Genomic DNA, 15,362 nt, shown 5'->3' on the forward strand with positions numbered 1-15,362 from the left:
CCCGGGCGGCCCGGGACCTCTCAGCGATCGAGGACGGACCGCGTCACGTCCTGCGAGGCCGCCGAAAGACGTGGCACCCGGGCCGTGCCCGCGCTGCGGCGCAGCCGTCCGCTCACCCCGGAGACGAGCCGGTGCGCGGTGTACGTCGCCCCGTGCACGAACCGCATCGACGGCCCGAAGGTCGGTGCCGACAGCAGGCCGGCGAAGAACAGCCCGGGACAGGAGGACTCGAAGCGGGCACTCAGCTCCGGGGACCGGGTGCCCTGCACGGTCAGGATCCGCCGCACCAGGCAGTCGTCGAGCAGCCGCAGCCGTTCCAGGTCGGGGGTGAACCCGGTGGCGGCGACGACGTGCGCGGTGTCCAGTGACCGGCTGGTGCCGTCCGGGCCGCGCAGTACCAGCCGTACCCGGCCGTCGGAACGGACCCCGGAGCCGCGCAGCACGTGCCCGAGGAGCTCGGGCACCCGGCCTTCGTAGCGCTCGCGCAGCCACCAGGCGCCTGCGGGGCCGAGCACGGTGTCCGCCCGGCGGCGGCGGACCTGGGCGGGAAGTCTTCTGACGACGCCGGGCAGTTCGGCCCACGCCCAGGTGCTCCAGTCGGCGCCCAGGCCGCTGGGCGGGGTGCGCAGCGATTGCAGGAGTCCCCGGTCGAGGGGTGCGGGTGCCTCGTTCCAGCGGAGCCGGCGGGTGCGGGCCACGAGCTGGGGCCGTGCCCCGTGCTCGGTGAGCAGGGCGGCCGTCTCCAGGGCGGACTGACCGGCGCCGACGACGGTGACGTCCTGGCCGGCGAAGCGGCCCAGGTCGCGGTGGCCGCTGCTGTGCGTGCACAGCTCGTCCGGGAGTGCGGAGAGCGCGTCGGGGACGTCGACGAAAGGCAGCATGCCGACGGCGACCGCGACCGTACGGGCCCGGGTGCTCTCCCCGTCGGCGGTCTCGACCCGGAATCCGTCCGCTTCGGCGGCTACGCGTGTGACGCGGCGTTCGTCCACGGCGGGTACGGCGTGTTCGGCGAACCAGGTCCCGTAGTCGGTGAACATGCCGACGGGGAGCGGGTGTCCGTGCACGGCCCCGAAGCCGTTCAGCGCCGCGTACCGTCCGAGCGTGTGCTTGCCACCCGGGTGGGAAAGGCCGGACGACCAGGAGGGCTCCGACTCGAGGAACATTCCCTCGGGCATGTGGTTCCGCCAGGTGGCCATGACGTCGCCGAACACCCGCAGATGCATTCCGGCCGCAGCGGCGTGCGCCGCGATGGAGAGCCCGTAGGGGCCCGCGCCGATCACTGCCAAGTCGTACATGGTGCGCTCTCGTTCCTCGGGTCGGGGTCGGGGGTGTCGGGTCGTACGGGTCGGTCCCGCGGCGGGGCGGGCGGCGGTCCCAGCGCGTCGCGCAGTCGGTGCGCCGCTTCGACAAGGCCCCGGCCCAGCCAGGCCCCGGCCATCGCGGCGAACGGCGCCGGGTCGTCGGCGGCGAACCAGGCGGTCTCGATGCCGCCGACGGCCCGCAGCGGCACGGCGGCACGGCACCGGGCGGAGGCGGCTGCGGACAACAGCGCATAGTTCTCGGCGACGAAGACCCGCCCCGGCCGGTCGGCGGACGCAGGCACGGGACGGCCGGTCAGATCGAGGTGGAGAGCACGTACGACGTCGAGCCCGTCCGGCCCGGTGAAGAGCCGGAACTGTGCGCCGGGCCGCGGGTTGACGTTCAACAGGTGGTGCGTGCCGTCCGCGTCGCGCCGGAAGCCGAGGGCGAGGATGCCGCGGTAGCCCGTCGTCCGCACGAGCCGCAGCGCGGCTGCGGCCACCTGCGCGTCGGGCTTCCAGCGCCCCAGCGCGGTGCGGCCGGTGCGCGGCGGCCAGGACAGCTCCTTGCGGCCGGTGCCGCTGTGCAGACAGCGCGCGTCCGCGGCGAAGCAGCCGTGGAAGAACCAGTCGGAGTGCCGGCCCTCGGGCAGGTACCGCTGCAGCAGCAGCCTGCTGCCGGCTGTCCCGCTGCGCTCGAAGAGCCGTGCCGCCGCGCCCGGCGAGGCGACCAGGGTGGTGCCGCGCAGCCCGGTCGCCGGGTCCAGCAGCCACGGCCTGCTCCACTTCGCCACCAGCGGTACGCCCATCCGCCGCACTGCGGCGGCCGCCGCGGCGGCGCTGTCGGGCAGCATCGTGTCCGGATGCGCGATCCCCGCCTCCGCGCACAGGCCGGCCAGCTCGGCCTTGTCCGCGAGACGGCCGGGCAGGTCGCCCGGCTGGTCGGGGAAGAGGAACCGGTCCGCGAGCCGGGGCGCGTGGGCGGCGACGAGGACGGCGGCGAGGTCGTCCATCGCGATGAGCACGGCCCGCCGCCCGATCCGGTCCGAGGCTTCCAGCAGCGACCGCACGAACGCCTCGGGCTCCGGCGGACCGGGCGGCCTCGGGTGCGCACGGTGCAGATGGCGGGAGCGGGCGACCGGGCTGCGGGCCGATTCGACGACGGCGTGCACCTCCACCCCCGCACGTCCCAGCGACCGCACCGCGCCCAGGGTGCCGTAAGGGAACGGATTCCGGTCCAGCCGGAGCAGCAGAGCGGGTACTCCGGAGTCGAATGTCGGCATTCGGGTCACGTCTTTCACCTGGATGGGCCCGATGGGGGCGCGCCTCTTCGCTAATGGCCTACGAACGTGCCTTCGGGCATCCCTTCGGCAGGAATATCTGCCTAACGTCGGGTCAGTCACAGCAATTCGTCACGAGGAGGAAGGCATGCCACAAAGGCACCGTCTCATCAGGAACTGTATGGCGACGGTCGCGGCCGGACTCCTTGTCTCGGGCGGGCTGTTGGGCCCATCGGCGGCAATGGCGGATACCGCGGGCGACGAGGCACGGGACACGGCGGATTCGCCGGTCGCCGTCGGCGCGTATCTCCATTACGGACCGCCCGGGATCGCACGCATGGCCGAACTCTCCCGCTGGCTCGGCGGCCGGGAGCTGAGAGTGGGTCACACATATCTCCCGGGGGACAAGTGGATCAACATAGAAGGCCGTCCTGAGTTCCTGAGCGCGTGGGCCGACTGGCGCCGCGGCGCCGAGGACCGGATGTTCGTGCTGAACGTCCCGATGCTCGAGCGCAACGAGGACCGGCTGTCGGACCGGACCGTCGCGAGGCAGCTGCGGGCGGGGGCGAAGGGGCGGTTCGACCAGCACTTCCGTACCCTCGCCGACCGTCTGGTGGAGCAGGGCGTACCCGACACGGTGATCGTGCTGGGCTGGGAGATGAACGGGACGACGTACAGCCACCGCTGCGGTCCCGACCCGAAGGCCTGGAAGGCGTACTGGAACAGTATTGTCACCGCCATGCGTTCCGTCCCCGGGCAGGATTTCCGCTTCGACTTCGCTCCCAGTCGCGGACGGGATGCGATTCCCTGGACCGAGTGCTATCCCGGCGACGACGTCGTGGACATCATCGGAATGGACTCCTACGACCAGCCTCCCGGCGAGACGTTCGACGACCAGGTGAATGCTCCGTACGGACTGAAGAAGCAGGTCGAGTTCGCCGCAGCGCACAACAAGCCGATCTCGTACCCGGAATGGGGGCTCTTCAGGAACGGTGACAATCCCGAGTACATGCGCCGCATGCTCGAATGGATCGACCTGCACGAGCCGCTGTACCAGACCATCACAGACTACTGTCCGCACGGCGTTTGGCAGTGCGAGAGCAATCCGGACTCCTCGAAGGTGTTCCGCTCGAAGATGTCTGCGAATTCGGAGCCGGCCGAGCCCGTTCCGGCTCCGCCGCCTGCCGAGCCCGGACCCGATCCGGTGGAACCGGCACCGGACCCGGTGGAGCCCGGACCCGATCCGATCGAGCCCGATCCGATGGAGCCTGCGCCGACGGAGCCCGATCCGACGGATCCGCCGGCCGGTGAGGAGCCGAACCCGGACGACTGGTGCCTCGAGACGGACCTCGGCGACTGGATCACGCGGTGGGTGCCCGACCAGCGGTACTGCGTCAGTCTCCCCTGGACGGTCTCCCTCCCCTGGACGTCGTACCGGCCGTTCTGACCGAAGCCCCTTCCGCCCGAAGGTCGTTGAGCCGGTCGCGCCACTCCCGCGCGGCCGGCAGACGGGTCCGTACGACCTCCGCCGCCCGCTCGCGCGCCCTGACCCGCGAAGCCTGCAGCCGCAGCACCGGCTCCAGTTCCGGGCGGGCCAGCAGCAGCCGCTGATTGGTGACCTCGTCGGGGCGCCAGTGCTTCTTGTACGGCTCGTTGCCGCGCAGCAGACTCAGCACCCGGCGCCCTCCGACAGCGGCCTGCTGGGCGTCGTGCCGCAGCAGCAGCGCCGCGACATCCACCTTCCGCTCACGCAGCGCGGGGTCGGCGCCGAAGAGGTAGCCGCCGCTGAGGTGGGCCGTGTGGAGGGTGAGCGCGGCGACCACGACCTCACCGTCCAGACGGAACTCGGTGAGCGTGGCCTCGTCGCAGGCGACCATGTGCCGTACGGCACGGACCAGATGCGCGGAGAAGCGTGGCCGCAGGTGTTCCACGTTCACGCCCCGGCCACGCCACTGCAGTTCGTGCAGACGCAGCAGATGCGCCATCGCGCCGGGCACGTCCTGCTCGCCTGCCGTGTGCACCTCGATCTTCAGTGCGTCGATCTTGCGGAGCTTGGCCCGCACCCGCTGGGCTCCGCTCGCGGACATCCGCTTGACGAGTTCTTCGACGGGCGCGGCGGGCAGCTCCATGCAGACCGAGTCGCCGAGCCGTGCCCGGGCACCCTTCCAGGTCTCGTACAGCCTCTCGGCGGCCGCTCCCGGCCGCACTTCCCGCAGGTCGACGACCGCGTGCCGGGCGGCCCGCTCCAGTCCCCGGACCAGCGCCGGAACGGCGGTGTGCAGGTGCGCGTCGTCGATCAGGACGTCGCCGTAGTCGGAGATCGCCCCGCCGACGGGTACGAGCAACGGCAGCGGCCGGTGCACAAGCATCAGGGGCGCGGCGCCGATCAACCGGCCGTCCCTGCGGGCCAGTACGACACGCAGCCGGCCCTCGGTCCCGTACGACTGCCACCAGGAATGCAGCCACGCATGGCTCTGGAACGGAGTGGCCGTGGCGCATCCTCGGTGCAGGCGGTCCCACTCCGGTCGCAGCGCGTCGAATTCCTGCGGATCGCGGCACAGGGTGACGGCGGTGCCCGACCGGGCGCCGGGTGTCACACCCGCTCCCGTTCGGCGGCGGGTTCCGCCGGCTGGGCCGGGCCGGGCACCGCGGTGCTGCCGGCCGGGCGCGGGCGCCGGGGCCGTACGAGCAGCGCGAGGCCGCCGAGCAGGCCACCCGCGCAGCCGCCGACTGCCGCGCTGATCGGCGCGGACGGCGAGACGGGCCGGGAGGGGGCGATGGCCTGCGAGAAGAGCATCAGCCGCACGCCGGTCTCCTTGGAGACCCGGTCGCTGCTGACGAAGACGGCGTCGGCGACCGCGTTGGCGATGTCGGCGGCCTCGGCGGGCCGGGTGGAGGTACCGGTGATCGCGATCATCGGGGAGTCGGGGGACGTCTCGGTCCGCACACGGGCACGCAGTTCGCGGGCCGGGACTCCGGCCGCGACACGCGCGTAGGCCAGCGTGGAGTCGCTGGTGGTGATCCGCCCGTAGGCCTGTGCGAAGCCGAGCGCGGCGACGGGCTCGGTGTCCTTGGCGGGCACGGCGACGAGATAGGTGGTGGCGGCGTATTCGGGGGCCTTGAGCACACCGTAGGTGAGGCCGCAGCCCGTGCCGAGCAGGGCGAAAACGGCCACGGGCCACCAGGCGGGCAGGGACAGGAGGTTCGCAAGGCGACGGCGGGGCCTGCCGGGGGCGGCGGGCCTCCGCTCGGGCGAGGTGGTCATGGGCGGGCTGCTCTCTCGGTGGGCGGGGGCGTCGGGGTCGGGATGGTGATCGGGGGCGCAGTGGCGAGGGCAGATGCGTAGACATCCGTCAGAAGGCGTCCGCTGCGGGCGATGTCGTAGTGGGCGACTGCCCGCGGCGGCGGGAGCCGGTGGACGCCGGAGGTCGTGCGGGAACGCAGCGCGGCGACCAGCTCCCGGGCGTCACCGCGCAGCGGGCGGGCGCCGGGGGCATGGTCGGCCGGCAGGTCCTCGACGGCCGGGCAGGGGCCGTGCAGGACGGGCAGACCGGCGGCGAGCGCCTCGACGACGGCGAGGCCGAACGCCTCCTCGCGAGACGTGGAGACGAACACGTCCATGGCGGACAGCAGCGCCGGGACGTCCTCGCGTTCGCCGAGCAGCCGGATGCGGTCGGCCGCGCCGCACCGTGCGGCGAGCACGCGCAGCGACTCCCGCTCGGGCCCGCCGCCCGCAAGGAGCAGCCGGACGCCCGGAAGCGCGGCGACGGCCTCGACGAGCACGTCGAAGCGTTTGCCGGGGACGAGCCTGCCGATGCCGCCCACGGTGAACGTGCCTTCCGTGATGCCCAGTTCGGCACGTACGGCTGCGCGGGCGGCGGGGTCGAAACGGAAACGGGCTGCGTCGATCCCGTTCGGCACGACCCGGATGCGGCCGTCGGGCACACCCCATGCGCGCAGCCGTCCGGCGACGGTCGGGGACACGGCGACGGTCGCCCGGCCGAGGCGTTCCGTGGCGAGGTACAGCTCGCGAGTGCCGCGGGTGAGGGGACGGCCCTCGATCTCCGCGTCACCGAGCGAGTGCTCGGTGGCCACCGCCCGCACGCCCGCCAGACGCGCTGCGATCCGGCCGTACACGCAGGCGCGGTACAGGTGGGTGTGCACGAGGTCGTAACGGCCCCGGCGAATGATGCGCACCAGCCGGGGCAGCGCGGCGAGGTCGCGGTTGCCCCGCATGCCGAGGTGGGTGACGGACATCCCGTCGGCGCGCAGCCCGTCGGCGACCGGGCCCGGGTTGGTGAGGGTCAGCACGTCGCAGGAGGAGGCGGGCAGATGGCGCAGCAGCACGCGCAGTTGCTGTTCGGCGCCGCCGACGCCGAGGCCGGTGATGATGTGCAGGACCTTCATGGGGTGCCCTCCGTGACGACGGGCGCAAGGGCGGGCAGCGGGCGCAGCCGGTGCCGCAGCCGTTTCACGGCCAGCCGGGCGGCGCGGTCGGCGTGGCTGATGTGCGTGCGCGGCAGGGCGTACGTACCGGCCGCCGGGCCGGGGGCGATGGCACAGGCGTAGGTGTATCCGGCCGCACGCACTGCTTCGGCGGCGCGCCGGTCGAAGGCGCCGTACGGGTAGCAGAAGCCGGCCGGGGCCGATCCGGTGATCGCGCGCAGCAACTCCCTGCTGCGGGACGTCTCCTCGCGCGCCTGGGCGTCGGTGAGCGCGGTCATGTCGCGGTGGAGCATGCCGTGCGAGGCGATTTCCGTACCCGCTTCGGCAGCGGCCCTGATCTGCCGTTCGTCGAGGAGGGGGCGGCGTGGGCCGTCGGTGTCCCATTCGTTGCTGCCGCCGAGCCTGCCGGGCAGGACGAACAGGGTGGCGGTGCAGCCGTGGTGGCGCAGCAGCGGGAGGGCGGCCTCGGCGAAGTCGGCGTACCCGTCGTCGAAGGTGAGCCCGACGAGGCGGGCGGCAGCTCCGCGGGCGTGGGCGCGGAGCAGTGTCGCCATGTCGACGCCGCGCAGGCCGCGTGAGCGCAGCCAGCGCAGCTGGAGGTCGAGCCGGTCGGGGGCGACTGTGATGCCGTACGGGTCGTCGGTGTGGTCGCCGACCGCGTGGTACATCCAGATCCATGGCTGGGGGTGGCGGGCAGTGGTGCCCGTACGGGTCGGGGCCGTATCAGCGGACATGACAGAGCCTCCGTCGGACGAGGGCGAGAAGATGAACGGCTTCGGGGGCGCGCAGGGCACGGGCAGCGAGCAGGAAAACGACGGGCACGAGCAGACAGCCGACGGCGAGGCTCCCCACCGGGCCGCCCGTGACGGGTGCGGCGAGCAGCCCGGCGGCGGCGGCCGCGGCGGCCGCGAGGGCGAGACGGGCGATGCGGAGTCCGATGGCGCGGACCTCGATGGCGACGATGCGGGAGCCGAGTCCGAGCAGGAGGAGCACGGCGGTGGTGGTGATGCCGGCGGCGTTCGCCGCCGCGATGCCGTGGACGCCGTGCGGGCCCACGGCCGCCGCCCCTGCCGCGACGGTCACCACGAGACCGGCGGCCATCGCGACGGCCGGGTACCAGGTGGGCCGCCCGGCGGAGAAGAACGGCCGGCCGAGCGCGCCGACGAGGCAGTGGCCGAGGAGCCCGGCCGCGTACACCCGCATCACTGCGGCGGTCGTCGCGGTGTCCCCGGCATCGAACGCGCCGCGCTGGAAGAGGACTTCGATGATCTGCGGCGCGTAGCCGATGACGAGAGCGGTGCCGAGCAGGACGACCGTGGCCGCCGTCGCGAGATCCTCCTCGACGCGCCTGCGGGCCCGTTCCCGGTCCCCCTCGGCAATGGCCTTGGCGACGACGGGGAACGTCACCGTGCACAACATGAGGGACAGGACCATCGGCATCTGCGCGACCTTCTGCGCGTAGTTGAGGTGGGAAATGGCCCCGGGGGGCAGCGGCGCGGCGAGAAACCGTTCGACCAGCACCTGCGACTGGCGGCTCACCGCGAAGAGGACGACGGGAGCGAGGACGGCGGCGCCGAGGAGGGGGCCACGGCGCGCGGGGCGCAGGAGCGGGGCGAGGCCGATACGCCTGCCGAAGGAGGGCAGTTGGACGAGGACCATCAGCAGCCCGCCGACGCAGACTCCCGCGGCGGCGGCACGCACGCCCCACAGGGCGTGCACGGCGAGGGTGGTGCCGATGATGCCGACGTTGTAGGCGGCGTACACGCTCGCGGGCGGCAGGAAACTGCCGTGCGCGCGCAGGGCGGCACTGAAGTAGCCGGTGATGCCGAAGGTCAGGACGGTGAGCGCGGTCAGTCTCGTGCACTCGACGGCGAGCCGCGGATCGCCGATCCCGGGTGCGAGCACCCGCACCACGAGCGGAGCACCGGCCATCAGCAGTACGGCGGTGCAGGCGAGCAGGGCGAACAGCCGGGGGAAGGTTGCGGAGACGAGCTCGTGCACGGCGCCCCGCCCGCGGGTGGTGAGGGCGTGACTGAACGCGGGCACGAGGAGCAGTGCCATCGCGTCCTCGATGAGGAGAGTGGCGGCCATCTCGGGAACGGTCCACGCGATGAGGAAGGCGTCGCTCTCGGCGCCGGCGCCGAAGAGGTGGGCGATGGTCTGATCACGCAACAGCCCGAGCAGTGCACTCGCGACGGTGAGCACACCGGTGACGACGGCGGCCCTGACGAGCCCGCGCCCCAGCCGCGCGCCGCGGCCGTCGTCGCCGGCACGGTGGGTTGCAGGCGCCTGCGGTGCGGCACGTGCGTGCCGCCCGGTGCCCGATCCGGTGGGAACGGGACCTTCCGGGTCCGCCGGGCGGCTGCCGCGACGGGCATGTCGCGGACCGCCCCCGGTCCGGCCCGGGGCGTCCGCCCCCGCACCGGCTTCGCCGACCGACACCAACGGCGCTGCGGGCACAGGCCGTTCGGCGCTCGGCCGAGGGGCTGCGGTGCGGTCGGGCGGCGCCGTCTCCGTCGGCGTGGGGCGGGGCGCTTCACGGCGCGCCCCCTGCGTGGCGTGGCGACCGCGCTGCGGGGGCGGCGCCGGGGGCCGGTCCCCAGGAGTCATCCCCGTTCCCCCTCCGGCGCTGCCGGCGCCGACGGCGCTTTGAGCGCCCACCATGCCGTCAAGCCCACGATCACGCCTGTCAGCACCGTCGACGGGCCGCCGATGTCCGCATACAGGAAGTCGACCGTCTGCCAGAGCATCAGGCCGACCGCCGCCAGGCCGCAGTCCGCCCCGGCCGCCCGCGCTCCGCGCTTGCAGCGGCGGACAGCGCGGATCAGGATCGCCGTCCACGGGACGAGGAAGGCCGTCAGTCCGATCAGGCCCTGTTCGCTCAGGATCAGCAGGTACATGTTGTGCGGGGACAGCAGCGGCTGCTTCTCGAAGGCCCGCCCCGCGCCCGCCGTGTCACCGCCGGAGGAGAGGCCGATCGAGGCGTGACCGTCGCGGTGCGCCGGGAAGCCCTTGAGGCCGACGCCGGTCGCGGGCTCCTCACGCCACATCGCCGCGGCCGCCGCCCACATCGTGTAGCGGTCGGTGACGGAACGGTCGGGCGCATCCACCACCTGGGTGATGCTGGTCATCCGCTGGGAGATCGTCTCGGAGCCGATGCCGAGGCCGCCCGCCAGGACGACCCCGAGCGCGGCGACTGCCGCCAGCGCACGGGACGCCTGCCGGACCCCCGTCAGGAAGAGCATCGCCAGCGCGGCGGCCGCCGTGGCGATCCACGAGCCGCGGCTGAAGGACAGCCCGAGCGGGACCACCAGTGCGACGGCCGCGGCAACGGCCGCCGGCCGCAGCCACACGGGCGAGCCGGGCGGGGGGCGCAGTGCCAGGGCGAGGGCAGCGAGCAGGCCGTACGAGACGACGGTGGCCATGCCCATCACATCCATGGGCCCGAACGTCCCCACGGCCCTGATGTTCGCGCCCATGTAGGAGGCGCCTGTGCCGGTCGCGAACTGGTGCGTCCCGATCACGCCCTGCACCAGTGCCAGCACGATCAGGCATCCGGTGACCGCACGGAACGCCCGTGCGTCCCGCAACAGCAGCACCACCGCGGCGGGGACCAGCACGAAGACCTGGAGGTAGCGCACGAAGCCGGGCAGTGCCGCCTGTGGGTCGGCGGCAGTGACGGTCGCCACGGCGAACCCGACGACGGGCAGGCCGAGTACGACCGCCGCGGTCCGCGTCAGCGGGCGGCCCCGGCGGTACAGCACCTCCAGCAGGCAACCGAGGACGAGTACACCGGAGGCGATGTCGGCCGGGGCCACCGTGCCCGGTTCACCGCCGTCCCGCCCGGCGGGCAGGGCGAGCAGCAGCACCGTCGCCATGAGGAGTACGAGGGTGGCCCAGGGCACGAGTCCCCGCACGGGCACGGCGGCGGTTGCGGCGGTCATGGTCAACTGCCTCCCAGCCGGAACAGGGACGCGGCGGTCCGCGCGAGGATGCACACGTCCTGCCACAGCGACCAGGTCGCGATGTAGTGATTGTCGAAGCGGGCGCGCTCCTCGATGGACGTGTCGCCGCGCAGACCGTTGACCTGCGCGAGACCGGTGATGCCGACAGGCATGCGGTGGCGGGCCTGGTAGCCGGGGTAGGTGTGGCTGAACTTGGCGACGAAGTACGGGCGTTCCGGCCGGGGCCCGACGAGGCTCATGTCGCCGCGGAACACGTTCCACAGTTGCGGGAGTTCGTCGAGCGAGGTGCGGCGCAGCACGCTGCCGGTGAGGCTCATGCGCCGGTCGTGCGCCACGCTCCAGCGTGTGGCGGACTCGTGCTCGTCGGCGGGGCTGATGGTGCGGAACTTCAACAGGACGAACGTGCGTCCGTCGAGGCCGATGCGTTCCTGGCGGAAGATCACGCCGGGCCCGTCGGCAAGACGTACGGCGAGCGCGCAGGCCGCGATGACGGGGGCGGCGGCGACCAGCGCGAGGGCGGCGAGCACGGCGTCCATGGCGCGCTTGACCGCAAGGCCGAACGGGCGTCGGCCGCCGGGCTCCCACGGCCGCACGGCGAAGCCCCACAGATGGTCGCGGTGCGGCTCGCCCTGTCGCGGCACCAGGGGGCGTACCGGCCCGAGGGCCTCGCCGCCGTCGACGAGCCACACCCGGCAGCCGTGATCGGCGAACAACTGCGGGAGCGCGTCGGATTCGGGCTGGTCGGTGAACACGGCGTGGCGCACCGCGTTCTGGATGACGGCGCGGCCGACGTCCTCCGGTGTGATGAGCACGGGCAGGGTGGTGAGGGTGTCGGCGGGGCCGCCCTGGTGGTGCGGGTCGACCCGGCCGACGGGTCGCATCCCGTAGCCGGACTGGGCGTACAGCGCCGCGATGACCTGCTGGGCGACCGGCCCTCGGCCGACGACGAGCGCGGATCGCGGTCGGCGGGCGGCGGCCCGCCGCCGCCCCTGGTGGACTGCGGCTCGCCCCGCGCAGGCGAACAGAGCCTGCGTCGCGCCGCCGACCGCGACGACGTCGGGGTCGGCGCCGTACCGGCTGTCGTATGCGATGAGCACTCCGGCCGCCGCGTACCACTGGAGCAGGGCAAGGCCGAGCAGCGCGGGCAGTTGGGCGAGCGCCGACGGGGACAGGCTGTGCCGGTACAGGCCGCGCCACGCGTGCAGCGCCGTGCAGAGCGCGGCGGACAGCACGGCGGTCAGCGGCACGGGCCACGGCACGGAGGGCGCGAGGGCGACGACGAGAGCGGCGGCCGCCGCATCGGTGGTGAGCAGTGCGACGGGACGGCGGTGCTGCCCGATGCGGCGCTTGGCATGGGCGGCGGGCCGTCGGCCCGCGGGCCCGCGCTGCGGATACACCGAGGGTGCCCGGCGGGTGGCGGCAACCGGCGTGGCGTGGGGCGCGGGAGCACTCTCCGTCGTCATCGTTCGGTGGGCTCCCTCGTCATGGACCGGTGGGGGCTGAGCAGTTCCTGGTAGAGGGCGAGTACGTCGGCGGCCGTGCGTCGCACGTCGCACCTCGCACGGGTGTGCTCCGCCGCCCGGCGGCCCAGCTCGTCGCGCAGACCGGGTTCGGTGAGCAGGCCGGTGAGCGCCTCGGCGAGCGCGGAGGGGTCCTCGGGCGGCACGAGTGCGTGTGCCTCCTGCCCCGGCGGCAGACTCTCCCGCGCGCCGCCGACGTCGGTCAGGACGACGGGCCGTCCGCACGCCATGGCTTCCAGCGGGGCGAGAGCCATGCCTTCCCAGCGGGACGGCAGCACGGCGACATCGGCCGCGTACAGCCACGGCCGGATGTCGGCGCGGGCACCGGCGAACACGACCGAGGGCGGGGCGGTGCGCCGCAGTTCCTCGGCGTCCGGTCCGTCGCCGACGAGCACCAGCCGGGCATCGGCGACCGCTCCGGTCACCGCGGGCCACGCCCGCAGCAGCACGTCCTGCCCCTTCTGCCGGCACAGCCGGCCGACGCAGACGACGAGTGGCGTGTGCGGCAAAGACCCGGTCGGCAGAGGGAGTTCGGCCCGTGCGGCCTCGCGGCGGGTGCCGTCGTCGTCCGCGGCGAAGTGTCCGAGGTCGATCCCGTTGCGGATCACCGACCATCTGGCCCGGATTCCGGCCTGCTCCCCGGCCCGGCGTTCACTCTCGCTGACGCACAGGGTGCGCGTGCTCCACCGGGTGCCGTACCGCTCCCATTTCAGGGCGAGTTCGGCGGTGCGTCCCTGCACGGCGTCGAAGGACCAGGCGTGCGGCTGGAAGACGGTCGGCAGGCGCCCGCGTACGGCGAGCCGGCCGGCGAGTCCGGCCTTGGCGCTGTGGACGTGGACGAGATGCGGGCGGGTTTCGCGGATGATCCGGGCCGCGGAGCGGATCTCGCGGGCGAGTCCGGGGCCGGGTGCCCGTACGGCGGTCCAGATGTGCACACGGGCTCCGGCGTCCGCGGCCTCGTCGGCGAGCCCTCCGCCGGACGGGCAGGCCACGACGGGCCGTACTCCTTCGCGCACTTGGGCACGCACCAGGTCGGTGACGACCCGCGCCACTCCCCCGTCGACGGGCTGTACGAGGTGGAACACCGTCAGCCGGCTCTTCTCGGTCCAGTCTCTTTGCAGCACGTGCGGCTCTCTTCGAACACGGTGGAACTCGGTGGACTGTGAACGGGAACAGGACCGCGAATCAACGGCGCGAGTCTGTCTGCACGAAGAGGGCGCCGAGGAGATGTCCGCTGTTCTCTGCGCCGAACATGCGGGGAGCCTCCGCGGGAGTGGGGGCGGGGGACGCCGCGGCCGTGAGCGAAGCGGCCGAAGGCGCCGTCCGGAGCGGTGCTCCCAGGACGCCTCGCGCAGCGAAGCCTGTCGACTTCGGCATGACTGGCTCTCCCCAGTTTTCGATCAAGCGCCAAAACAGGAGTGCACTTTGTCAGAAAGCCCGTGGGAAATCACGTCGAACTCGCTCGGATGACTGTCCGGGATTGCCTGTATTCCCTCCCTCTACTGGCGTGTTGTGCGCGGCATTGCGCGCGCCCCTCCCCCGGGATCAGTCCATCGTGTGATTCAACAGAACCCTTTGGCGACTTGCTCGTTGAGCGATCTCTGCATACTCGTTCACTTGTGCGCGGCGAAAACACAGGAACGACAGGGGTTTCCCATGGAAGTGCGGCTCGTTACGCCTCTCGACGGCGGGGAGCACCGCCGGGAAATGGGATGGAACACATGAAGTACTCGAAGGCTGCCGCCATTCTTGCCGGTTCCGTGGCGGCGCTGGGCGCAGCTGGTCCCGCGTTCGCCGCCGATGGCGGGACCATGCCCCCCATGAGCCTGAACGGAGGTCTCGCCGAGGTGGCCTCCTCCGCACCGCAGTTGGAGGACGCCACCGAGGCCGGCTCCGCCCTGGGGCAGGCGACCGACACCGTCACCGAGCTGAACAACGTGAAGGGCAGCGCGCCCGAGCAGGTGCTGAAGACGGCTGCCGCGACCACCCCGATGCTCGGCGGCATCTCGCTCGGCGGCTGACCGGTCTGCCCGCCGCCCGGATTCTGCCGACAGAAGCCTTGGGACACAGGGCTGTTGGAGTGAACCGAGATAACCAATCCGGTCCCCTCCCGGTTGGGCAGGCAGCTCCATCGGCGGGCATACGAGACAGAAGGACGGAATATGTTCAAGAAGGTTTTGACCACCGCGGCAATTACGCTCTCCGCTGCAGCTGCGGGGGCCACGATGGCGCCCCAGGCGATGGCTGTCGGCGACGACCAGGGCACCTTCTCCACGAGCGGCAACTTCGCCACGCAGGTCTACGGCAACTCGGAGACGTCCGGCGACCTGAGCCCGCAGATCGGCCTGATCCAGGGCTCGTTCAACAAGCCCTGCGTCGGTCTGCCGGCCAAGGCCAACATCCAGAACATCCTCGGCGCCGCGCAGATCGGCCTCCAGGACATCCCGGTCCTGTCGGCTCCGCAGAACCAGCAGTGCGTCGAGAACTCCACCCAGGCCAAGGGTGACGAGCCGCTGTCGCACATTCTCAGCGACATCCCGATCGCGTCGGAGAACGGCGACTCCACTCGCTGATCACCCACCGTCACCACCGGTCAACCGCAGGAGCCCCGGCGCCGTGAGGCTGCCGGGGCTCCTGTGCGTGGTGCTCCGCACCCGCGGATCAGCCGGTCCAGAAGTCCCACCAGCGGGTCAGGATCAGCATCCCGATGATCCCGATGTGCAGCACCGGCACGACCCAGGTGAACTCGTCGAAGAAACCGCGCAGCCAGCCCGGCGCGGGCAGGAGCCCGTGACGCACGTTGTGCGAGGTCACGTACCAGAACATGACGATCGTGGCGACCCACGCCAGCGA

At 72.8% G+C, this 15,362-nt stretch carries 13 protein-coding genes and 1 pseudogene; 3 read left to right on the plus strand and 11 right to left on the minus strand.

The annotated features are described in order from the left end of the window. Positions 1-20: 20 nt before the first annotated feature. A complete protein-coding gene (locus AC067Z_RS35895) occupies positions 21-1,295 on the minus strand; it encodes an NAD(P)-binding domain-containing protein (protein ID WP_478793839.1) in 1,275 nt (424 codons plus the stop codon). Next, a complete protein-coding gene (locus tag AC067Z_RS35900) occupies positions 1,277-2,581 on the minus strand; it encodes a carboxylate--amine ligase (RefSeq protein WP_478793852.1) in 1,305 nt (434 codons plus the stop codon). Before AC067Z_RS35900 ends, AC067Z_RS35895 begins: the two co-directional genes overlap by 19 nt. Positions 2,582-2,726: 145 nt before the next feature. Between AC067Z_RS35900 and AC067Z_RS35905 the strand changes: the two genes are divergently transcribed. Then, positions 2,727-4,025: a glycoside hydrolase family 26 protein gene (locus AC067Z_RS35905; RefSeq protein ID WP_478793840.1), complete on the plus strand. Its 1,299-nt coding sequence runs from the start codon at positions 2,727-2,729 to the stop codon at positions 4,023-4,025. Here the strand turns inward: AC067Z_RS35905 and AC067Z_RS35910 are convergent. From AC067Z_RS35910 to AC067Z_RS35945, 8 genes are all read right to left on the minus strand, one after another. Then, positions 3,973-5,175, minus strand: coding sequence for a GNAT family N-acetyltransferase (locus AC067Z_RS35910; protein ID WP_478793841.1), 1,203 nt, complete (start codon positions 5,173-5,175; stop codon positions 3,973-3,975). The genes AC067Z_RS35905 and AC067Z_RS35910 overlap by 53 nt on opposite strands. After that, positions 5,172-5,843: a YveK family protein gene (locus AC067Z_RS35915; RefSeq protein WP_478793842.1), complete on the minus strand. Its 672-nt coding sequence runs from the start codon at positions 5,841-5,843 to the stop codon at positions 5,172-5,174. Before AC067Z_RS35915 ends, AC067Z_RS35910 begins: the two co-directional genes overlap by 4 nt. After that, positions 5,840-6,985 carry a glycosyltransferase gene (locus AC067Z_RS35920; protein ID WP_478793843.1) on the minus strand — a complete coding sequence of 382 codons (1,146 nt, stop codon included), beginning with the start codon at positions 6,983-6,985 and terminating at the stop codon, positions 5,840-5,842. The genes AC067Z_RS35915 and AC067Z_RS35920 overlap by 4 nt, the downstream gene beginning before the upstream one ends. Then, the gene (locus AC067Z_RS35925) at positions 6,982-7,758 is read right to left on the minus strand and encodes a polysaccharide deacetylase family protein (RefSeq protein WP_478793844.1); all 777 of its coding nucleotides are present in this window, start codon (positions 7,756-7,758) and stop codon (positions 6,982-6,984) included. Before AC067Z_RS35925 ends, AC067Z_RS35920 begins: the two co-directional genes overlap by 4 nt. Further along, positions 7,748-9,484: a murein biosynthesis integral membrane protein MurJ gene (murJ, locus tag AC067Z_RS35930; protein ID WP_478793845.1), complete on the minus strand. Its 1,737-nt coding sequence runs from the start codon at positions 9,482-9,484 to the stop codon at positions 7,748-7,750. Before murJ ends, AC067Z_RS35925 begins: the two co-directional genes overlap by 11 nt. A 146-nt stretch (positions 9,485-9,630) precedes the next feature. Further along, complete coding sequence (locus tag AC067Z_RS35935; RefSeq protein ID WP_478793846.1) at positions 9,631-10,968, minus strand: O-antigen ligase family protein; 1,338 nt, start codon at positions 10,966-10,968, stop codon at positions 9,631-9,633. Positions 10,969-10,970: 2 nt separating this feature from the next. Beyond that, the gene (locus AC067Z_RS35940) at positions 10,971-12,452 is read right to left on the minus strand and encodes an exopolysaccharide biosynthesis polyprenyl glycosylphosphotransferase (RefSeq protein ID WP_478793847.1); all 1,482 of its coding nucleotides are present in this window, start codon (positions 12,450-12,452) and stop codon (positions 10,971-10,973) included. Beyond that, positions 12,449-13,633: a glycosyltransferase family 4 protein gene (locus tag AC067Z_RS35945; RefSeq protein ID WP_478793848.1), complete on the minus strand. Its 1,185-nt coding sequence runs from the start codon at positions 13,631-13,633 to the stop codon at positions 12,449-12,451. The genes AC067Z_RS35940 and AC067Z_RS35945 overlap by 4 nt, the downstream gene beginning before the upstream one ends. A 696-nt stretch (positions 13,634-14,329) precedes the next feature. Here AC067Z_RS35945 and AC067Z_RS35950 point away from each other — a divergent pair. Then, positions 14,330-14,530, plus strand: coding sequence for a hypothetical protein (locus AC067Z_RS35950; protein ID WP_478793849.1), 201 nt, complete (start codon positions 14,330-14,332; stop codon positions 14,528-14,530). A 141-nt stretch (positions 14,531-14,671) separates the two neighbouring features. Further along, positions 14,672-15,082 (plus strand): rodlin, encoded by a 411-nt coding sequence (locus tag AC067Z_RS35955; protein ID WP_478793850.1) that lies wholly within the window; start codon positions 14,672-14,674, stop codon positions 15,080-15,082. Positions 15,083-15,170: 88 nt separating this feature from the next. Here AC067Z_RS35955 and AC067Z_RS35960 read toward each other — a convergent pair. After that, positions 15,171-15,362, minus strand: a pseudogene (locus AC067Z_RS35960) (vitamin K epoxide reductase family protein); the annotation flags it as partial.

The sequence above is a fragment of the Streptomyces sp. NPDC043812 genome, assembly GCF_056436245.1.